We start from the raw sequence: 19,866 nt of genomic DNA on the forward strand, positions 1-19,866 counted from the left end.
ATGTCCGACGCCCGGAGCGCCGCGAACGCGATATCCACAGCGCCCGCCGGGCTGCCCGTGGACGGACCGCGCGGCCCGGGGGAGCCGTCGAAGCCGTCGCGTGACGCGGAGCGCGAGAAGCCGCGCAGCCTGTGGAACGACGCCTGGCACGACCTCAGCCGCAAGCCGATGTTCTACGTGTCCGGGCTGCTGATCCTCTTCCTGGTCGTCATCTCGATCTGGCCCAGCCTGATCGCGGGGGGCAGCCCGCTCTCCTGCGACCTCGCCAAGTCGCAGAACGGGGCGACCTCCGGGCACCCCTTCGGCTTCGACCAGCAGGGCTGCGACGTCTACACCCGCACCGTCTACGGCGCGCGCGCCTCGGTGTCGGTCGGTATCTTCGCGACCCTCGGCGTCACCGTGCTGGGCTCGCTCCTCGGCGGCCTGGCCGGTTACTTCGGCGGCTGGTGGGACTCGATCCTCTCCCGGATCAGCGACATCTTCTTCGGCATCCCGATCCTGCTCGGCGGCATCGTCTTCCTGTCCGTGGTCAAGGGCGGCAGCGTCACCACCGTTTCGCTCTTCATGATCCTGCTGGGCTGGCCGCAGATCGCGCGTATCGCGCGCGGCTCGGTCATCACGGCCAAGCAGCAGGACTACGTGCAGGCAGCGCGGGCACTCGGCGCGGGCAACGCGCGGATGCTGCTGCGGCACATCGCGCCCAACGCGCTCGCCCCGATCATCGTGGTCGCGACGATCGCGCTGGGCACGTACATCTCGCTGGAGGCGACGCTGTCGTTCCTCGGCGTGGGCCTCAAGCCGCCGGCCGTCTCCTGGGGCATCGACATCTCCCAGGCGTCCACCCAGATCCGCAACGCGCCGCACATGCTGCTGTGGCCCGCGGGCGCGCTCAGCGTGACGGTGCTGGCGTTCATCATGCTCGGCGACGCGGTGCGCGACGCCCTCGACCCCAAGCTGCGCTAGGAGGTACGGCGTTGACTGTCATCGATGAGACCGCGAGCGCCCCGGCGCCCGGCGTGCCGACGGCTCCGCTGCTCGAAGTACGGGACCTGCACGTCGAGTTCCACACCCGCGACGGTGTCGCCAAGGCCGTGAACGGCGTCAACTACTCGGTGAACGCCGGGGAGACGCTGGCCGTGCTCGGCGAGTCCGGCTCGGGCAAGTCCGTGACCGCGCAGGCGATCATGGGCATCCTCGACATGCCGCCCGGCCGTATCCCGCAGGGCGAGATCCTGTTCCAGGGCCGCGACATGCTCACGATGTCCGGCGAGGAGCGGCGCAAGCTGCGCGGCCGGAAGATCGCGATGATCTTCCAGGACGCGCTGTCGTCCCTCAACCCGGTGCTGTCGGTGGGCTACCAGCTCGGCGAGATGTTCCGGGTGCACCAGGGCCTGTCCCGCAAGGCCGCCAAGGCCAAGGCGGTCGAGCTGATGGACCGGGTGCGCATCCCGGCGGCGAAGGAGCGGGTGAACGACTACCCGCACCAGTTCTCCGGCGGTATGCGGCAGCGCATCATGATCGCGATGGCGCTCGCCCTCGAACCCGACCTGATCATCGCGGACGAGCCGACGACCGCGCTCGACGTGACGGTGCAGGCGCAGGTGATGGATCTGCTGGCCGAACTCCAGCGGGAGTTCAACATGGGCCTGATCCTGATCACCCACGACCTGGGTGTGGTCGCGGACGTGGCCGACAAGATCGCGGTGATGTACGCGGGCCGGATCGTCGAGAGCTCGCCGGTCCACGAGATCTACAAGAACCCGGCGCACCCGTACACCAAGGGCCTGCTCCAGTCGATTCCCCGGCTGGACCAGAAGGGCCAGGAGCTGTACGCGATCAAGGGGCTGCCGCCCAACCTGCTGCGTATCCCGTCGGGCTGCGCCTTCAACCCGCGCTGCCCGATGGCGCAGGACATCTGCCGGACCGAGGTGCCCGTGCTGCACACGATCGGCGACGGGCGCGGCAGTGCCTGCCACTTCTGGAAGGAGACGCTCGGTGAGTGACCTCTCGAACCGGGGTGAACCCATCCTCCAGGTGCGGAACCTGGTGAAGCACTTCCCGCTGACGCAGGGCATCCTGTTCAAGAAGCAGGTCGGCGCGGTCAAGGCGGTCGACGGGATCTCCTTCGACCTCTACCGGGGCGAGACGCTCGGCATCGTCGGCGAGTCCGGCTGCGGCAAGTCCACGGTCGCCAAGCTGCTGATGAACCTCGAACAGGCCACCGCGGGCGAGGTGTTCTACAAGGGCGAGGACATCACCAAGCTGACCGGGCGGGCCCTGAAGGCCGTCCGGCGCAACATCCAGATGGTGTTCCAGGACCCGTACACCTCGCTCAACCCCCGTATGACCGTCGGCGACATCATCGGTGAGCCCTTCGACATCCACCCCGAGGTGGCTCCCAAGGGGTCGCGCCGCAAGCGGGTCGAGGACCTGCTGGACGTGGTCGGCCTCAACCCCGAGTACATCAACCGGTATCCGCACCAGTTCTCCGGCGGCCAGCGGCAACGCATCGGCATCGCACGGGGGTTGGCGCTCAACCCGGAGATCATCATCTGCGACGAGCCGGTCTCCGCGCTCGACGTCTCGGTGCAGGCCCAGGTCATCAACCTGATGGAGAAGCTCCAGGACGAGTTCACCCTCTCCTACCTCTTCATCGCGCACGACCTGTCGATCGTCCGGCACATCTCCGACCGCGTCGGCGTGATGTACCTCGGGCGGATGGCGGAGATCGGCACCGACACCGAGATCTACGAGCACCCGACTCACCCGTACACCCAGGCCCTGCTCTCCGCCGTCCCGGTCCCGGACCCGGCCGCGCGTGAGCACCGCGAGCGGATCATCCTCTCCGGCGACGTGCCCTCCCCGGCCAACCCGCCCTCCGGCTGCCGCTTCCGCACCCGCTGCTGGAAGGCCGAGTCCCGCTGCGCCGAGGAGACCCCGCTGCTGGCGATCCCCGCCCGCTTCCAGGGCGGCTCCACCCCGGCCACGCACGAGTCGGCCTGCCACTTCGCCGAAGAAAAGGACGTCGTCGGCGCCGCCTGACGATCCCCCACCCCAGAGGGGCGCCCCCCACCCCGGGGGGCGCCCCTCTCGCGCGCGTCAGGCGTGGCCGTCAGGCGTCGGCGGCCTCGCGGTCGGCTTGGCTGCGCAGGACGCAGAATTCGTTGCCCTCGGGGTCGGTGAGGACGGCCCAGCCGGTGCCGTCGGGGTGGCGGCGGTCGGTGAGGAGGGTGGCGCCGAGGGCGAGGAGGCGGTCGACCTCCTCGTCGCGGGTGGTGTCGGGCCGCAGGCACAGGTGGACGCGGTTCTTGACCGTCTTGGGCTCGGGCACCTGGTTGAAATGGAGCAGGGGGCCGTCCGCGAGGAGCACTTGGACCTCCGGGTCGCCCGGCCGGTCCTCCGGATCCAGCGGACGGCCGGTGACGCCGCTCCAGAAGAGAGCCAGGCTGTAGGCGTCCGCACAGTCGATCGCCACGTTCTGCACTACCGAGACCATGGCCCGAGCCTTCCCGATCCCGGCGCCCGGCGCCACCGGGTATCCGCCGGACACGTCCTCGGACGGTGCCGCTCTCCCGCCGCACGGGACCGGACGGGCGAGCGGGCGCGGCCGCCTCCATTTTTGACGCGGACAGGTCACTCCGTGCGGGCCGTGACACGGCTTTCTGACAGTGCGTTGCGCCATGGCCAACGCATTGGACATGCCGACACGGAGTAGTAGAAGTGCGACTTTGGCTCTATTGCGGTGTCATGGGTGACTAAGTGTCATTTGTGATCCATGAGGAGGCACGCGATGCGCGGAGCCACGCGCTTGAAGTGGGCCGTCTGTGCGACGGCCGTCGCCCTGGCAGCCGCCGCCTGCGGCAGCAGCAGCAACAACAGCGGTGGGGGCGGCGGCGGCAGCGGCTCCGGCGTCGTGCGCGCTTCCTGGGGCGACCCGCAGAACCCGCTGGAGCCCGCCAACACCAATGAGGTGCAGGGCGGCAAGGTGCTCGACATGGTCTTCCGCGGCCTGAAGAAGTACGACCCGAAGACCGGCAAGGCGACCGACATGATCGCCGACTCGATCACCACCACCGACTCGCAGACCTTCGACATCAAGATCAAGTCGGACTGGACCTTCAGCAACGGCGAGAAGGTCACCTCCGACTCCTTCATCAACGCCTGGAACTACGGCGCGCTGCTGAAGAACGCCCAGATCAACGCGTACTTCTTCCAGTACATCGACGGGTACGACAAGGTCCACCCGGACACCGCGGGCGCCAAGTCCTCCGCGACCACGCTCTCCGGTCTGACCAAGGTCAGCGACACCGAGTTCAAGGTGAAGCTCAACCAGAAGTTCTCCACCTTCCCCGACACCCTCGGGTACTCGGCGTACTACCCGCTGCCGAAGGCGTTCTTCGACGACCACGCCGCCTGGCTGAAGAAGCCGATCGGCGACGGCCCGTACACCATCCAGTCGTACAGCAAGGGCTCGCAGATGAGCCTGCGCAAGTGGGACGGCTACAAGGGCCCGGACCCGGCCCAGAACGGCGGCGTCGACCTGCGGGTCTACACCGACAACAACACCGCCTACACCGACCTCCAGGCGGGCAACCTGGACCTGGTCGACGACATCCCGGCCTCGCAGCTCAAGAACGTCAAGAGCGACCTCGGCGACCGGTACATCAACCAGCCCGCCGGCATCATCCAGACCCTCGCCTTCCCGCTGTACAACTCGCGGTGGTCGTCCGCGAACTCCGCGAAGGTCCGGCAGGGCCTGTCGATGGCGATCAACCGCCAGCAGATCACCCAGCAGATCTTCCAGAACACCCGCACCCCGGCCACCGACTGGACCTCCCCGGTGCTGGGCGCGTCCGGCGGCTACAAGGCGGGCCTGTGCGGCGCCGAGTGCACGTACGACGCGGCCAAGGCCAAGCAGCTCATCCAGGAGGGCGGCGGCCTGCCGGGCGGCAGCATCACCATCGGCTACAACGCGGACACCGGCTCCCACAAGGAGTGGGTCGACGCGGTCTGCAACAGCATCAACAACGTGCTGGGCAACAACAAGGCGTGCGTCGGCAGCCCCACCGGCACCTTCGCCGACTTCCGCAACAAGATCGTCAACAAGCAGATGGACAACCCGTTCCGGTCCGGCTGGCAGATGGACTACCCGCTGATCCAGAACTTCCTCCAGCCGCTGTACTACACCAACGCGTCGTCCAACGACTCGCACTACAGCAACGCCAACTTCGACAAGCTGGTCAACCAGGCCAACGCCGAGACCGACACCGCCAAGGCCGTCGGCCTCTTCCAGGACGCCGAGCGCCAGCTCGTCAAGGACATGCCCGCGATCCCGCTGTGGTACCAGAACGGCAGCGCCGGGTACTCCGACAAGATCACCAACGTCGAGCTGAACCCGTTCAGCGTCCCGGTCTACAACGAGATCAAGGTCAAGTGACGTCCGCCGGAGGCCGCACCGGTAACCCGGTGCGGCCTCCGGCCGCTCCGCTTCCCGCTCCTCCCCGTCACTGCCCGGAAGGCCCTTCGGAAGGCACCGCATGGGACGCTATGTGATCCGGCGGCTGCTCCAGATGATCCCGGTGTTCATCGGCAGCACATTCCTGATCTTCCTCATGGTCTACGCGCTCGGCGACCCCGTCGCCGCGCTCTTCGGCGACCGCGCACCGGACCCCGCCACCGCTGCCCAGATCCGCTCGGACCTGCACCTGAACGACCCGCTGTGGAAGCAGTACCTGCTCTACATGGGGAACATCTTCCGCGGCGACTTCGGCACCGCCTTCAACGGGCAGTCCGTCACCTCCCTGATGGGCAGCGCCTTCCCGGTCACCATCCGGCTCACCATCGTCGCCATCATCTTCGAGATCATCATCGGCATCCTGCTCGGCGTGATCACCGGCATGCGGCGCGGCAAGCCGATCGACACCGGGGTGCTGCTGATGACCCTGGTCGTCATCTCGGTGCCCACGTTCGTGACCGGCTACGTGCTCCAGTACCTGTTCGGCGTGAAGCTCGGCTGGGTCAGCCCCTCGGTCTCGCCCAGCGCCCCGTTCAACGAACTGATCCTGCCGGGCCTGGTCCTCGCCCTGGTCTCGCTCGCGTACGTCACCCGGCTGACCCGTACCTCGATCGCCGAGAACACCCGCGCCGACTATCTGCGCACCGCCGTCGCCAAGGGCCTGCCACGCCGCAAGGTGATCTTCCGGCACCTGCTGCGCAACTCGCTGATCCCGGTGGTCACCTTCATCGGCACCGACATCGGCGGCCTGATGGGCGGCGCGATCGTCACCGAGCGCATCTTCAACATCCACGGCGTCGGCTTCCAGCTCTACCAGGGCATCCTGCGCAACAACTCGCCGACGGTGGTCGGCTTCGTCACGATCCTGGTGCTGGTCTTCCTGCTGGCGAATCTGCTAGTCGACCTGCTGTACGCGGTCCTGGACCCGAGGATTCGTTATGCCTGAACAGAGCAACCCGCTCGACCCCGGCCAGTCCGTCTCGGCCGCGGGCGGTGGCGGCGGCTTCGACCTGGCGGCGGAGGAGGCCGGGTCACTGGAGAAGGGGCCGGGGCCCGACGGCGGCGACCCCGCGGAGAAGCCGCGCAGCCTGTGGTCGGACGCCTGGCGCGACCTGCGGCGCAACCCCATCTTCATCATCGCCGCGCTGATCATCCTCTTCCTGGTGATCATCTCGATCTGGCCCGGACTGATCGCCACCCAGGACCCGCTGAAGGCCGACCTGTCCAAGGCCCAGCAGGGCGCGAGCCCCGGCCACCCCTTCGGCTACGACCAGCAGGGCCGCGACGTCTACACGCGCGTGGTCTACGGCGCTCGCGCCTCGGTCACCGTCGGCGTCTGCGCGACCCTGGGCGTGGTCCTCCTCGGCAGCGTCCTCGGCGGCCTCGCCGGGTTCTTCGGCGGCTGGTGGGACGCGGTCCTCTCCCGGATCAGCGACATCTTCTTCGGCATCCCGGTCATCCTCGGCGGCCTGGTCTTCCTGTCCGTGGTCACCAACAGCACCGTCTGGCCGGTCATCGGCTTCATGGTGCTGCTCGGCTGGCCGCAGATCGCCCGTATCGCCCGCGGCTCGGTGATCACCTCGCGGGAGAACGACTACGTGCAGGCCGCGCGGGCGCTTGGCGCGGGCAACTCCCGCATCCTGCTGCGGCACATCACGCCCAACGCCGTCGCGCCGGTCATCGTCGTCGGCACCATCGCGCTGGGTACGTACATCGCGCTGGAGGCGACCTTGTCCTACCTCGGCGTGGGCCTCAAACCGCCCACCGTCTCCTGGGGCATCGACATCTCCGACGCGTCCTCGCAGATCCGCAACGCGCCGCACATGCTGCTGTGGCCCGCGGGCGCGCTGAGCATCACCGTGCTGGCCTTCATCATGCTCGGCGACGCGGTGCGCGACGCCCTCGACCCCAAGCTGCGCTGAGGAGCCCGTACATGAGCACCGAGTACCTGGCCGCAGAACACACCAGCGCCCCGCCCAGCGGCAACCTGCTGGACGTCCACGATCTGCACGTCGAATTCCGTACCAGGGACGGGGTCGCCAAGGCGGTCAACGGCGTCACGTACTCGGTGGCCGAGGGCGAGACGCTGGCCGTGCTCGGCGAGTCCGGCTCCGGCAAGTCCGTGACCGCGCAGGCCATCATGGGCATCCTCGACTCGCCGCCCGGCTTCATCACCAAGGGCGAGATCGTCTTCCAGGGCAAGAACCTGCTGACGATGGTCGGCGAGGAGCGGCGCAAGGTCCGCGGCGCGAAGATGGCGATGGTCTTCCAGGACGCGCTGTCCTCGCTCAACCCCGTGCTCACCGTGGGGGAACAGCTCGGCGAGATGTTCACCACCCACCAGGGCATGTCGAAGAAGGACTCGCGGATCAAGGCCGTCGAGCTGATGGAACGGGTCCGCATCCCCGCCGCCGCCGAACGCGTCAAGCAGTACCCGCACCAGTTCTCCGGCGGTATGCGGCAGCGCGTGATGATCGCCATGGCGATGGCCCTGGAACCCGCGCTGATCATCGCCGACGAGCCGACGACCGCGCTCGACGTGACGGTGCAGGCTCAGGTGATGGATCTGCTGGCCGAACTCCAGCGGGAGTTCAACATGGGCCTGATCCTCATCACCCACGACCTGGGCGTCGTCGCCGACGTGGCCGACAAGATCGCCGTGATGTACGCGGGCCGGATCGTGGAGACCTCGCCGGTCCACGAGATCTACAAGCGGCCCGCCCACCCGTACACCAAGGGCCTGTTGCAGTCGATCCCGCGGCTGGACCAGAAGGGCCAGGAGCTGTACGCGATCAAGGGGCTGCCGCCCAACCTGCTGCACATTCCGCCCGGTTGCGCCTTCAACCCGCGCTGCCCGATGGCCCAGGACATCTGCCGCACCGATGTGCCCCCGCTGGCGAAGGTGAGCCCCGACCGGGCGAGCGCCTGCCACTTCTGGAAGGAGACGCTCGGTGAGTGAACAGCCCGTCATGCACAAGGACCCGGTCAAGGCGGCGCACGAGCCGATCCTCGAAGTACGCGACCTGGTCAAGCACTTCCCGCTGACCCAGGGCATCGTGTTCAAGAAGCAGATCGGCGCGGTCAAGGCCGTCGACGGTGTCTCCTTCGACCTCTTCCCCGGCGAGACGCTGGGCATCGTCGGCGAGTCCGGCTGCGGCAAGTCGACCGTCGCCCGGCTGCTGATGAACCTCGAAGTGCCCACGGCCGGACGCATCCTGTACAAGGGCGACGACATCACCAAGCTGTCGGGGCGGGCCCTGAAGGCCGTCCGGCGCAACATCCAGATGGTGTTCCAGGACCCGTACACCTCGCTCAACCCGCGTATGACGGTCGGCGACATCATCGGTGAGCCGTACGAGATCCACCCCGAGGTCGCGCCCAAGGGCGACCGGCGCAAGCGCGTACAGGACCTGCTCGACGTCGTCGGCCTCAACCCCGAGTACATCAACCGCTATCCGCACCAGTTCTCCGGCGGCCAGCGGCAACGCATCGGCATCGCACGGGGGTTGGCGCTGCGCCCCGAGATCATCGTGGCCGACGAGCCGGTCTCCGCGCTCGACGTGTCGGTGCAGGCCCAGGTCATCAACCTGATGGGCAATCTCCAGAAGGAGTTCAACCTCTCCTACATGTTCATCGCGCACGACCTGTCGATCGTCCGGCACATCTCCGACCGCGTCGGCGTGATGTACCTCGGCAAGATCGTCGAGATCGGCGGCGACGAGGCGATCTACGAGCACCCCACGCACCCGTACACCCAGGCCCTGCTCTCCGCCGTCCCGGTCCCGGACCCGGCCGCCCGCGAGCACCGCGAGCGGATCATCCTCTCCGGCGACGTGCCCTCCCCGGCCAACCCGCCCTCCGGCTGCCGCTTCCGCACCCGCTGCTGGAAGGCCCAGGAGCGCTGCACCCTGGAGGAGCCGCTGCTGGCGATCCCCCCGGCCTTCCGCGGCACGGCGGGCCCGGCCGAGCACGACTCGGCGTGCCACTTCGCGGAGGAGAAGCAGGTCGTCCCGAACGACTGAGCGCGCGCCGCGGCCGGGAGCGTGTGACGGGCGTCGGCAACGCGAGACGGTCCGTACCCGGGTGGTGCTGGGGTGTCCGGGTACGGACCGTTTCCGAGCGGAGGCTGAACTGAGCCCGGGTCAAAGGGTCTTGTCAGCCGCCTCCTCGATCGCGGCCAGCGCGGGGTCGAGGACGATGTCCTCGTCCCGCGCCGCGATCGTCGGCTCTTCGGGGAAGTGACAGGCCGTCAGGTGCCCGTCCGTGTTCCCGTCGATCTGGACCAGCGGCGGTTCGTCCGTCGCGCACTTGTCCTGCGCCTTCCAGCACCGGGTGCGGAAGCGGCAGCCGGACGGCGGGTTGATCGGCGACGGCACGTCACCGGCCAGCCGGATCCGCTCGCGGTCGTCCGCGTGGTCCACGTCCACCTCGGGCACCGCGGACAGCAGCGCGTGGGTGTACGGGTGGCGCGGGCGCAGGTAGATCGAGTCGCGGTCGCCGACCTCCACGACCTTGCCCAGGTACATCACCGCGACGCGCTGCGAGAAGTGCCGCACGATCGCCAGGTCGTGCGCGATGAACAGGAACGCGATGCCCATCTCCTCCTGCACCTTCTGCAGGAGGTTGACGACCTGGGCCTGGATCGACACGTCGAGCGCCGACACCGGCTCGTCCGCCACGATCAGCTTCGGCTTGAGGGCCAGCGCCCGTGCCACGCCGATGCGCTGCCGCTGACCGCCGGAGAACTCGTGCGGGAAGCGGTTGTAGTGCTCCGGGTTGAGACCGACGGTCTCCAGCAGCTCGCGCACGTGCTTCTCGCGCCCGCCGGGCGGGTTGATCCCGTTGATCTCCATCGGGCCGCCGATGATGGTGCCGACCGTCTGGCGCGGGTTCAGCGACGAGTAGGGGTCCTGGAAGATCATCTGGATCTCGGACCTGATCGGCGCCAGCTCCTTGCGCGAGGAGTGCGCGATCTCCTGGCCCCGGTACAGCACGCTGCCCCCGGTCGGCTCCAGCAGCCGGGTGATCAGCCGGCCGGTCGTCGACTTGCCGCAGCCCGACTCGCCCACCAGACCGAAGCTCTCGCCGGCGTGGACCTCCAGGTCCACCCCGTCCACGGCCCTGACGGCGCCCACTTGGCGCCTGAACGGAAAGCCGCCGTAGATCGGGAAGTGCTTGGTGAGGTCCTTGACCTCCAGCAGCTTCTCGCCGACGGGCCTTTTGTCGCGCTGTTCCGGGACCGTTTCGGTCACGGTAGCGCTGGTGTCGTTGCTCATGGTGGTATGCCTGCCCCTGGTGACCGGTCAGCCCAGCCGGGGCTGAATCTTCTCGATGAATACGGACTGCCGCTGTTCCGCGGTCAGATGGCACGCGGAACCGCGACCAGCCGGCAGGTCGGGCCGCGACGTGACGCAGGTGTCGCCGCCGACCAGCGCGGGGAACTCGCAGCGCGGGTGGAACGGGCAGCCGGTCGGCGGCCTGAGCAGGCTCGGCGGAGCGCCCGGAATCGGCGTCAGCGGGTCGTCGACGTTGCCGCTGAGGCGCGGCATCGAGCTGAGCAGACCCCAGGTGTACGGGTGCTGCGGCTCCTTGACGATCTCCCGCACCGAACCGCGCTCCACGGCGCGCCCGGCGTACATCACGAGCAGGTCGTCGGCGACCTTGGAGACCACACCGAGGTCGTGGGTGATCAGGATGATCGCGGACCCGAACTCCTGCTGGAGGTCCTTGAGCAGGTCCAGGATCTGGGCCTGCACGGTCACGTCGAGCGCGGTGGTCGGCTCGTCGGCGATCAGCAGATCGGGGTTGCACACCAGCGACATCGCGATCATCGCGCGCTGCCGCATACCGCCGGAGAACTGGTGCGGGTAGTCGTCCACGCGCTGCTTGGGCTGCGGGATGCCGACCTTCTCCAGCATCTCGATCGCCCGGTCCCGGCCCTCGCGCTTGCTGGCGCCCAGGTGCTTCCGGTACGGCTCCGCGATCTGCCGGCCGACCGTGTAGTACGGCGACAGGGCGGTCAGCGGGTCCTGGAAGATCATCGCCATCTTGTTGCCGCGCAGCCGCTCCAGCGTGCGGTTGCTCGCACCGGTCAGCTCCTGGCCGTCCAGGATGATCTCCCCGGCGATCTCGGTGGTCGCCGGATTGTGCAGCCCGAGGATCGACAGGTTCGTCACCGACTTGCCGGAGCCGGACTCACCGACGATACCGAGCGTCTGGCCGCGCTCCAGGTCGAAGGAGAGACCGTCGACGGCCTTGACGGTGCCGTCCTCGGTGGAGAAGTGGACGTACAGGTCGCGTACGGACAAGAACGAGTCCGACCCGCCCTTGTGCGTGCCCTCCTCGGGCTTGGTCATGGTGGTCACTGACGTTCTCCTAGGACAGTCGCACGCGCGGGTCGATGAACGCGTAGGCGGCGTCCACGATGATGTTGAACAGGACGATCAAGGTGGCGCTGAAGAGCATCACGCCCATGAGCATGGGCAGGTCCGTCTTCATCACGGAGTCGATCGCCAGTCGGCCGAGCCCGGCGAGCTGGAAGGTGTACTCGGTGATCATCGCGCCGCCGAACAGCGAGCCGAGGTCGATACCGAGGATCGTGACGATGGGGATCAGCGAGCCACGCCAGGCGTACCGGAAGAAGACGTACGCCGACGACATGCCCTTGGCACGCGCGGTCCGTACATGTTCTTCCTGTAGCTGCTCGATCATCGTCGAGCGCGACATACGCGTGTAGTTGGCGGTGAAGATCACCGACAGCACACACCATGGGATGAGCAGTCCGTTGAACCAGGAGAGCGGATTCTGCGTGAACGGCACGTACTTGGGCTGATCCAGGATCTGGTTGTTGTAGACCAGCAGGGCCAGCACGATCGGGCCGAGGAAGTAGATCTGCATCGAGCTGAGAACCAGCGACGCGGAGCTGAAGATCTTGTCGATGAACGTGCCGCGCTTCCAGGCGGCCAGCATGCCGGAGCCGAGACCGACGAGCAGGAAGACCACGGTGCCGCCCGCGGCGAGCGAGATGGTCGTGGGCAGGCGGTTCATCAGGGTCGGCCAGACCGGCTCACTCGTGGCGAACGAGTAACCGAGGCAGGGCGCGGGGCAGTTGCCGGCACTGAACCTGTGGCCGGTGAATATCCGCACCATGTAGTTCCAGTACTGGACCGGCACCGGGTGGTCGAGACCCAGGTTGTGGTGGATCAGCGCGATGTTCTGCGGCGTGCAGTTCTTGCCGCAGGAAAGGAGCGCGGGGTCGTGCGGAATGGCGAAGAAGAGGAAGAACGTGAAGGCGCTGATGAACAAAAGAATGACCAGAGCGCCGAGCGTCCGGCGGACGAGGAATCGAAGCATGGCGGTCGCAGCTCTCAGAGGACGGCGGCGGTGGGCGGGTGATCGCACCCCAGGTGGGGCCGGGCGGCTGCCCGGCCCCACCGAAGGCCGCGAGGGTGCTTACTTCTTGACGTACAGCTTCGTCAGGTCGATGCCCGAGGTGACGTTGTTGTAGACAACGCCGCCCACCTTCGAACCGAAGATCTGGAGCTGCTTGTAGTACACAGTCGGAACACCGGGGATCACCTTGGTGGTGATGTAGGTGTTGAGCTGGAACCAGGCGTCAGCCGCTTCCTTCGGGTCCGTGATCTTCTTGATGCGGTCGATCTCGGAGTTGATGTGCGGGTCGTTCACGTGCGAGTAGTTCGGCGCCTGGTCGGCGATCGTCCGGCCGTCGAAGACCGGGGGGATCACCGTCAGGGTCGACGGCCAGTCGGCACCCCACGCGGAGGCGTAGATGTCGTACGGGTTGTCGACCTTGCCGATCAGGTCGTAGTACGTGTCCGACGGCAGTTCCTTGCGCTGGACGTTGAAGCCCGCCTGGGTCAGCGTGTTGGCGATCGCCAGGGAGTACTGCTGGCCGGCGGTGGTGTTGATGTACGCGTAGGTGATCTTCATGCCGACCTTGCCGGCGTCCGTGAGCAGCTTCTTGGCCGCCACCGGGTCACCGTCGGGCTTGGCGACCTTGCCCAGCGGGTCGGCCTTCTGGTAACCGGCGAGGGTCGGGCTGATGAAGCCGCCCGCGTACTCGGCGCCGTAGGAGGCACCGAGCGCCTGCCACACGGGCTTGGTCGGGATCGCGAGCGCCAACGCCTTGCGGATGTTGACGTCCTTGATCTTGTTCATGTTGAAGTTGATCTCACCCACGAACGGCTGGTAACCGGCCACCGTGCGCTTGTAGATCGACGGGGTGCCCACCACGGTCGGGGTGTCGTCCGGGTCGACCGCGTTCGCGAAGCTCAGCGAGGTCTGGTTGTCACCGGAGTCCGACATCAGGCGCTTGGTGGAGTCCTCGGCCTGGTGGTTGAACGTGATGTCGTACGTGTCGACGTACTGGTGACGCGCCGCGTCCGTCTTCGGGTCCCAGGCGGGGTTCTTCACCAGGGTCATGGACTTGCCGGTGTCGAAGGTCTTGATCATGTACGGACCGGACGCGACGGGCGCCTTGTCGTACTTCTCCTTGGTGTCCTTCGCGTGGTCCACCACCGAGTAGCCCGGCATCGCGAACAGGTACGGAGCGTCGGGCTCCGGGTTCGGGAAGTGGAAGACGATGGTCTTGTCGTCCGGCGTCGACAGCAGGCTGTCCGGCAGGTGCTTGCCCTTGTACGGGCCCTCCGGGAGCAGCTTGCGGAAGTCCGAGCCGCTGGTGTTGGCCAGCCACTGCTGCAGGTACTGCGGGCCGTTGGTGACGAACGGGGCGAACAGCCGCTCAACGGTCCAGCGGATGTCCGTGGCCGTGATCGGCGTGCCGTCCTGGAACTTGATCCCGTCCTTCAGCTTGAAGGTCCAGGTCTTGCCGCCGTCGGACTCCACACCGCTGTCCGTGGCGAGGTCGCCGACGACGGTGTAGTTGCCCTTGCTGTCCAGCTTGTACGTGGTCAGACCACGGTGGATCAGGGTGGCGAGCTGGCCCTCGTTGCTGACGTAGATCTGGCCCGGGTCGAGGTGCGTGTAGCTGTCGCGCTCCAGGGCGTGCAGTGTGCCGCCCTGCTCGGCGCCCGCGATGGGCTCCGCCGGTCCGGTGGAGGCCGCGGCGTCACCGAAGGTGATCTGCGACTGAAGCTGGGTCTTGCTCTTGTCCTGCTTCTGCTTGGCGTCGTTGTTCTCGCCCTTGCCGCCCCCGCCGCCGCTGCTGCAAGCGGTGAGAACCAGCGCACCGGCGGCGACCGCCACCAACGCAGCCCGGGTTCTACGCATGGAAAGGTTCATAGCGGTGAATGCACCCCTGTTCGTTGTTACCTGTTAGCTGCCTGGCTCTCCTGGTGAGAGGGGCGGCAGCCACCCCCTGTTGCTGTGCTTCCTCAGCGTGCGGTCTTCGGATCGAACGCGTCCCGGACCGAGTCCCCGAGCAGGTTGAACGCGACGATGAAGATCACCATGGCGATACCCGGGAAGAACATGTAGGTGAGGTCGTTCTGGTAGATCTCACCGGCTCTGGCGAACATCCGTCCCCAGTCGGGGGTCGGCTCCACGAGGCCGACACCGAGGAAGGACAGGCCCGCCTCGGCGGTCACGAACCCGGGCAGCATGAGCGTGCTCTGCACCAGGATCGGGGTGACCAGGTTGGGCAGCAGTTCCCGGCGGACGATGCGCCAGGGCGAGGCGCCGGTGACCCGGGCGGCCTCGATGAACTCACGCTCCCGAAGCGTGAGCACCTGGCCGCGCAGCAAGCGGGCCAGACCCATCCAGCCGAGGAACCACTGCACCACGATCAGCGCGATCACGCGGATGTAGGTGGGGGTCGCGTCGGACGGCGACACCAGAAGCGCGGTGACCACGGGCATGAAAGCGACGAAGAAGAGCTGGGCGGGGAACGCCATCAGCAGGTCGCTGATCCGGCCGATGAAGTAGTCCGTCTTGCCGCCCATGTATCCGGCGACCACACCGAGGATGATCGCGGTGATGGTGACGATGATCGTCACCGCGATGCTGATCGCCAGCGAGGTGCGGATGCCGTAGAGGAGCTGGGTGAAGACGTCGCGGCCCAGCGTGGGTTCGATGCCGAACCAGAAGTGGCTGCTGATACCGCCGTTGGGCGCGACCGGGTAGCCGAACTCGTTGAGCAGGTCCGGACTGTTCTGCCCGTAGAGAGTGTACGGGTTCTTGCCGTACAGCTTGGCGATCAAGGGAGCGAAGATCGCTATCGCGAAGAAGAACAGGACCACATAGGCCGATATGACACCGGTTCGGTCGCGCCTGAACCGCCGCCACATGAGCTGGCCCGGTGACCGCCCGACCAACTCGGGGTCCACCTTCGTGGCCGCTGCCCCCTCCTTCCCGGGGTCGCCGGGGTCACCGATCGGCTCGGTGACCGTGGTCGATGTGGAACTCGTCATCGCGATTGCCCCCGCAGCAGGAGTCTGGTCGACGCGACGGGGTTGTGCGTCGCGGGTTGAGCGGACTTTCGCAATGGAATCAACCTTCAGTCAAGGGGGGAAGGAGGGAAGAAAGCTTGTTGTTTGGCATCTTGAGCGAAGATTTTGCAGATCGTCCTCCGTACGTGCTTGACAGTGATCCAAAACATCGGGCATTTCGGATATATCCAGGCGAAGCGCGTTAACATGCGTGCAACTTAGCCGTCGCAACTCCGATATACGGACGTAGCAGTCTGAACAACGTACGGCCGTGCGGGTGCCGTAGGCCGGCCGGGCGTCGCGAGCGACCCCGGCCGGCCGCTCGTCAACTCCCCGCAGTCTCCTCCTGGTTCGCGAACCGACTGTTCCTACCCCAAGTGGCACGGGTATATCTGAGGGAACACTGGGCCATGGGGGAGAAGGCCATGCAGCAGGGTATGCAGCAGCAGTCGCCGTACGGGCAGGGGTCCGGCTTCACGCCGCCCGGTCCGGTCGGACCGCGGACACTCGCGCCGGGAGCGCGGATCGCGGGGGCGCTGATCTGCGCGGTTCTCGTCGCGGTGGAGATCGCCTGGACGGTCCGCGACATCAAGCACGTCGGATTCCACGACACGCTCTGGGCCTGGCTCGGCCTCGACCACGCCGTCTACCAGCACGCTTTGCTGGCCACCGCGGCGCTGGACGGCGTACTGCTCGTGGTCCTGCTCGGCGCCCTGGTGTGGTCCGCGCGGCCCGCCGCCGGGTGGGCCTTCGTGACCGCCGGGGTCTTCGCGTTCGGATATCGGTTGCCCGGTCTGTGGATCTTCCAGTCGGACTGGACCGCCGGGGCGCAGATGCACACCCGGGCGCTGGCCACCGCGGTCGCCTTCACGCTCGGCGGGATCGCGCTCGTGGTCATCGGCCTCGCGGGCAGGCGCCCGGTGCGAGGCGGCGCGCCGGTCGGGGATGTGCCGCTGAGCGGTGCGCCGTCGGACACCGCGCCGTCGAGCGGGCCCGGCGCCGCGCCGGTGGGGCCGCGGCGCGGAGCGGCGGTGGCCGCGGGGGTGCTGCTGGTGCTGCTCGCGATCGAGGGGGCCGGCTGGCAGATCTTCGAGACGCACAAGTACACGACGGCCAACGACTTTCCGCCGCACTTCTACCGGCACCTGCTGACCGGCGAGGGCACGCTGACCACGCTGCTCGGCATGCCGGTCGCCTACGCGGGCTGGCTGCGGGTCGTGTTCGCGCTGCTCGTCGCCTGGGTCGCCTTCGCGAAGTCGGCGGCTTCCAGGGCGCTCGGCGTCGCCTTCGGCTTCGCGGCGGTCGTCTTCTGCGTCGTCGCGCTGGACAACTGGCACAGCTACCACCAGCTGTTCGAGTTCGACCACCTGCCGCTGTATCAGAAGAGTCAGCAGGTCTTCCTGGTGGTCGAGTTGGCGGTGGGGCTGGTGGTGCTCCTGCTGCTGGCGGTGCCCGGCAGGAGTACGGACGGCCCGCGGCCGGTGCCCGGCTGGGGTCCGCCGCCGCAGGGGTACGGCGCGGCGCCGGGGTCCGTGCCCGCATCCGCGCCGGGGTCAACGCCGGGCTCGGCACCGGGTTCGGCGCCGGGCTCCGCGCCCGCTTCCGGCGGCTGGGGTCAGCCGCCCCACGCGTCCCCTTATTCCCAGCCGCCTCAACAGCCGCCCGCGGGCGGGGGGTTCGGCCCGCCGCCGCAGTTTCCGCCGCAGTCCCCGCCGGGCTACCCGCCGCCCCCGCCCGGCTTCCCGCGGGAGCCGGGCGGCGACGGACGCTGATCACCCGCGCGGCTGGACCTCAGCTCTTGTCCAGGCCCAGGGACCGCTTCAGGAAGTCCACTTGGAGCAGCAGCAGATTCTCCGCGACCTGCTCCTGCGGCGTCATGTGCGTGATGCCGGACAGCGGCAGCACCTCGTGCGGGCGGCCCGCGGCGAGCAGGGCGGTGGACAGCCGCAGGCTGTTGGCCACCATCACGTTGTCGTCGGCCAGGCCGTGGATGATCATCAACGGCCTGGCGGGCTCGGCGAGTTCGGTGATGCCGTCCCGCGTGACCACCGAATTCGCCTCGTACACGCCCGGCCGCTCGCCGGGCTGCCCCAGGTAACGCTCGGTGTAGTGCGTGTCGTAGAGCCACTGGTCGGTCAACGGCGCGCCCGAGACGCCCGCGTGGAAGACGTCCGGACGGCGCAGCACCGCCGCGGCGGCCAGCGTGCCGCCGAACGACCAGCCGCGAATGGCCACCCGGCCCAGATCCAGCGGATACGTCCCCGCCAGCGCGTGCAGCGCGGCGATCTGGTCGGTCAGCGACACCTCGATCAGCTTGTCCGCCATGGCCTTCTCCCAGCCGGGGGAGCGCCCCGGGGTGCCGCGGCCGTCCGCGACGATCACCGCGAAGCCCTGGTCGGCGAACCACTGCGAGACCACATGCGCGTTGTGCGCCGCCTGCACCCGCTGGCCGTGCGGGCCACCGTACGGGTCGAGCAGCACCGGCAACGGCCCGTCGCCCTCGGTGTATCCGCTCGGCAGCAGGACGGCGGCCGGGATGCGGTCCTCGCCCGCCTCGGTCAGCCGCGCCCTGGCGGTCAGCGACGGCGTCTGCGCGTACGAGGCGATCTCCGCGATCTGCTCGCCGTCGCGCAGCACCCGCGCCGTGCGCCCCGGACGGTCCGGCGTCGCCGAGTGCAGCACCGTCACCCGCCCCGAGCGCGTCGCGGTGTGCACGCCGGGCTCGGTCGAGACGCGCTCCACGCCCCGCTCGCTCACCCGCAGCACATGCAGCTCGCCGATCTCCGGCTCGGCGGCGGCGGCGCCCGCCGACGCGGCGATCAGCACGTCCTCGTCGCCGACGTCCAGCACCGCCCGCACATGCGACTCGGGACCGGTCAGCGCCCGGTCGCCGACCATCAGCACCCGTACGTCGCCCTCGTCGGCGATCCGCACCAAGGTGCCGTCGGACGTGGTGGCGGGGACGCCGGGGAAGAGATCCAGCCAAATTCGATCTTCCTCCGTGCGCAGCGTCCGCGTCGTACCGGTCGCGATGTCCACGTTCAGGTAGAGCTGTTCGCGCTGGTCGCGGGCCTGCACCAGCAGGACCGGCGGACCGGCCGCCGACCAGTGGACGGCCGCCAGGTACGGGTAGCGCTCCCGGTCCCACTCCACGTCCACCCGGGAGCCGTCCAGGCCGAGCAGCGCGAGCGTCACCACCGCGTTGTCCGTACCGGCGGCCGGGTAGGCCACCTCGGCCGGCGGGCGCTCGGGGTGCGCCGGGTCGGAGATCCACCAGCGGCCGACCGGTGACTCGTCCACCCGCGCGGCGAGCACCGCGGAGCTGTCCGGCGCCCACCAGAAGCCGCGGCTGCGCGACATCTCCTCGGCGGCGATGAACTCCGCCAGCCCCCAGAACACCGACTCGCCGTCCGGCTCCGCCAGCGCCCTGTCGTCCGCGCCCGAGGCCGCCACGACCCGCAGCGCGCCGCCCGAGGCGTACGCCACCCACCGGCCGTCCGGCGAGGGCCGCGGATCGACCACGGGACCCGGCACCGTCAACTCCCGTGCCCCCGCGGCCCCCGGCAGCAGCCCGGCGGTGAACAGCCGCCCGGAGAGCGCGAAGGCGGCCAGCGACACCGTGTCGTCCACCGCGTAGCCCACGACGCCCGCGGAGCCCTCCCGGCTGCGCTCCCTGCGCGCCCGCTCGGCCGCCGACAGCTCCTCCTGGCCGCCGCCGAGCAGCGCCGCGGGGTCGGCCGCCGCGTACTCCGTGCCCGCGCCCTCGCCCGCCCCTTCTTCCCGCAGGTCACGGACCCACAGCAGATGTGACGGGTCGTCCCCTGCGCGGGATCTGAGGAACACCACCCGGCCGCCGTCGGGCGACACGGTGAAGGAGCGCGGCGCGCCGAGGGTGAACCGCTGCGTACGGGCGTGCTGTCGGGGGAATGAGAGCTGCGTCATATC

The 19,866-nt window shown here is 68.5% G+C and carries 16 protein-coding genes; 9 read left to right on the top strand and 7 right to left on the bottom strand.

Annotation, left to right across the window (positions count from 1 at the left end; all coding sequences use genetic code 11):
- From ACIO6U_RS23235 to ACIO6U_RS23245, 3 genes are read left to right on the top strand one after another with little or no spacing between them, the layout of a single operon-like run.
- Complete coding sequence (locus ACIO6U_RS23235; RefSeq protein WP_355348360.1) at positions 1 to 963, top strand: ABC transporter permease; 963 nt, start codon at positions 1 to 3, stop codon at positions 961 to 963.
- Positions 964 to 974: 11 nt separating this feature from the next.
- Positions 975 to 2,003: an ABC transporter ATP-binding protein gene (locus ACIO6U_RS23240; RefSeq protein ID WP_355348278.1), complete on the top strand. Its 1,029-nt coding sequence runs from the start codon at positions 975 to 977 to the stop codon at positions 2,001 to 2,003.
- On the top strand, positions 1,966 to 3,042 hold the full coding sequence (locus ACIO6U_RS23245) for a dipeptide ABC transporter ATP-binding protein (RefSeq protein WP_355348275.1): 1,077 nt from the start codon (positions 1,966 to 1,968) through the stop codon (positions 3,040 to 3,042). Before ACIO6U_RS23240 ends, ACIO6U_RS23245 begins: the two co-directional genes overlap by 38 nt.
- Before the next feature lie 70 nt (positions 3,043 to 3,112).
- On the opposite strand, the gene ACIO6U_RS23250 is transcribed toward ACIO6U_RS23245, so the two are convergent.
- The gene (locus ACIO6U_RS23250; RefSeq protein WP_401721822.1) at positions 3,113 to 3,496 is read right to left on the bottom strand and encodes a VOC family protein; all 384 of its coding nucleotides are present in this window, start codon (positions 3,494 to 3,496) and stop codon (positions 3,113 to 3,115) included.
- A 294-nt stretch (positions 3,497 to 3,790) separates the two neighbouring features.
- Here ACIO6U_RS23250 and ACIO6U_RS23255 point away from each other — a divergent pair, with 294 nt between their 5' ends.
- From ACIO6U_RS23255 to ACIO6U_RS23275, 5 genes are all read left to right on the top strand, one after another.
- Positions 3,791 to 5,437, top strand: a complete 1,647-nt coding sequence (locus ACIO6U_RS23255; RefSeq protein ID WP_355348269.1) for an ABC transporter substrate-binding protein — start codon at positions 3,791 to 3,793, stop codon at positions 5,435 to 5,437.
- Between the two features lie 100 nt (positions 5,438 to 5,537).
- Positions 5,538 to 6,461: an ABC transporter permease gene (locus ACIO6U_RS23260; protein ID WP_355348266.1), complete on the top strand. Its 924-nt coding sequence runs from the start codon at positions 5,538 to 5,540 to the stop codon at positions 6,459 to 6,461.
- The gene (locus ACIO6U_RS23265) at positions 6,454 to 7,437 is read left to right on the top strand and encodes an ABC transporter permease (RefSeq protein ID WP_355348263.1); all 984 of its coding nucleotides are present in this window, start codon (positions 6,454 to 6,456) and stop codon (positions 7,435 to 7,437) included. The genes ACIO6U_RS23260 and ACIO6U_RS23265 overlap by 8 nt, the downstream gene beginning before the upstream one ends.
- Positions 7,438 to 7,448: 11 nt before the next feature.
- Positions 7,449 to 8,474, top strand: a complete 1,026-nt coding sequence (locus ACIO6U_RS23270) for an ABC transporter ATP-binding protein (protein WP_355348260.1) — start codon at positions 7,449 to 7,451, stop codon at positions 8,472 to 8,474.
- A gap of 10 nt (positions 8,475 to 8,484) precedes the next feature.
- Complete coding sequence (locus ACIO6U_RS23275; protein ID WP_401722247.1) at positions 8,485 to 9,537, top strand: ABC transporter ATP-binding protein; 1,053 nt, start codon at positions 8,485 to 8,487, stop codon at positions 9,535 to 9,537.
- 120 nt (positions 9,538 to 9,657) lie between these two features.
- Here the strand turns inward: ACIO6U_RS23275 and ACIO6U_RS23280 are convergent, their stop codons facing one another.
- The 5 genes from ACIO6U_RS23280 to ACIO6U_RS23300 form a co-directional block, all read right to left on the bottom strand.
- Positions 9,658 to 10,791, bottom strand: a complete 1,134-nt coding sequence (locus ACIO6U_RS23280) for a dipeptide ABC transporter ATP-binding protein (RefSeq protein ID WP_391049279.1) — start codon at positions 10,789 to 10,791, stop codon at positions 9,658 to 9,660.
- Positions 10,792 to 10,818: 27 nt separating this feature from the next.
- Positions 10,819 to 11,880 (bottom strand): oligopeptide/dipeptide ABC transporter ATP-binding protein, encoded by a 1,062-nt coding sequence (locus ACIO6U_RS23285; RefSeq protein ID WP_391049281.1) that lies wholly within the window; start codon positions 11,878 to 11,880, stop codon positions 10,819 to 10,821.
- Positions 11,881 to 11,890: 10 nt separating this feature from the next.
- Positions 11,891 to 12,868: an ABC transporter permease gene (locus tag ACIO6U_RS23290; RefSeq protein ID WP_355348256.1), complete on the bottom strand. Its 978-nt coding sequence runs from the start codon at positions 12,866 to 12,868 to the stop codon at positions 11,891 to 11,893.
- Positions 12,869 to 12,967: 99 nt separating this feature from the next.
- Entirely contained in the window at positions 12,968 to 14,764 is a 1,797-nt protein-coding gene (locus ACIO6U_RS23295; RefSeq protein WP_355348254.1) for an ABC transporter substrate-binding protein, read from the bottom strand.
- 104 nt (positions 14,765 to 14,868) lie between these two features.
- Positions 14,869 to 15,903, bottom strand: a complete 1,035-nt coding sequence (locus ACIO6U_RS23300; RefSeq protein ID WP_355348251.1) for an ABC transporter permease — start codon at positions 15,901 to 15,903, stop codon at positions 14,869 to 14,871.
- 443 nt (positions 15,904 to 16,346) lie between these two features.
- Here ACIO6U_RS23300 and ACIO6U_RS23305 point away from each other — a divergent pair, with 443 nt between their 5' ends.
- Complete coding sequence (locus ACIO6U_RS23305; RefSeq protein WP_401721830.1) at positions 16,347 to 17,693, top strand: hypothetical protein; 1,347 nt, start codon at positions 16,347 to 16,349, stop codon at positions 17,691 to 17,693.
- Positions 17,694 to 17,712: 19 nt separating this feature from the next.
- On the opposite strand, the gene ACIO6U_RS23310 is transcribed toward ACIO6U_RS23305, so the two are convergent.
- On the bottom strand, positions 17,713 to 19,863 hold the full coding sequence (locus tag ACIO6U_RS23310; protein ID WP_355348245.1) for a prolyl oligopeptidase family serine peptidase: 2,151 nt from the start codon (positions 19,861 to 19,863) through the stop codon (positions 17,713 to 17,715).
- Positions 19,864 to 19,866 lie beyond the last annotated feature (3 nt).

Origin of the sequence: Streptomyces sp. NPDC087422 (genome assembly GCF_044744145.1) — a bacterium.
GTDB lineage: Bacteria > Actinomycetota > Actinomycetes > Streptomycetales > Streptomycetaceae > Actinacidiphila.

Coding starts and splice junctions, on each gene's coding strand:
- ACIO6U_RS23310 (WP_355348245.1), bottom strand. CDS start 19,863: ATGACGCAGCTCTCATTCCCCCGACAGCACGCCCGTACGCAGCGGTTC.
- ACIO6U_RS23265 (WP_355348263.1), top strand. CDS start 6,454: ATGCCTGAACAGAGCAACCCGCTCGACCCCGGCCAGTCCGTCTCGGCC.
- ACIO6U_RS23250 (WP_401721822.1), bottom strand. CDS start 3,496: ATGGTCTCGGTAGTGCAGAACGTGGCGATCGACTGTGCGGACGCCTAC.
- ACIO6U_RS23270 (WP_355348260.1), top strand. CDS start 7,449: ATGAGCACCGAGTACCTGGCCGCAGAACACACCAGCGCCCCGCCCAGC.
- ACIO6U_RS23260 (WP_355348266.1), top strand. CDS start 5,538: ATGGGACGCTATGTGATCCGGCGGCTGCTCCAGATGATCCCGGTGTTC.
- ACIO6U_RS23305 (WP_401721830.1), top strand. CDS start 16,347: ATGCAGCAGGGTATGCAGCAGCAGTCGCCGTACGGGCAGGGGTCCGGC.
- ACIO6U_RS23275 (WP_401722247.1), top strand. CDS start 8,485: ATGCACAAGGACCCGGTCAAGGCGGCGCACGAGCCGATCCTCGAAGTA.
- ACIO6U_RS23295 (WP_355348254.1), bottom strand. CDS start 14,764: ATGCGTAGAACCCGGGCTGCGTTGGTGGCGGTCGCCGCCGGTGCGCTG.
- ACIO6U_RS23300 (WP_355348251.1), bottom strand. CDS start 15,903: ATGACGAGTTCCACATCGACCACGGTCACCGAGCCGATCGGTGACCCC.
- ACIO6U_RS23280 (WP_391049279.1), bottom strand. CDS start 10,791: ATGAGCAACGACACCAGCGCTACCGTGACCGAAACGGTCCCGGAACAG.
- ACIO6U_RS23290 (WP_355348256.1), bottom strand. CDS start 12,868: ATGCTTCGATTCCTCGTCCGCCGGACGCTCGGCGCTCTGGTCATTCTT.
- ACIO6U_RS23255 (WP_355348269.1), top strand. CDS start 3,791: ATGCGCGGAGCCACGCGCTTGAAGTGGGCCGTCTGTGCGACGGCCGTC.
- ACIO6U_RS23235 (WP_355348360.1), top strand. CDS start 1: ATGTCCGACGCCCGGAGCGCCGCGAACGCGATATCCACAGCGCCCGCC.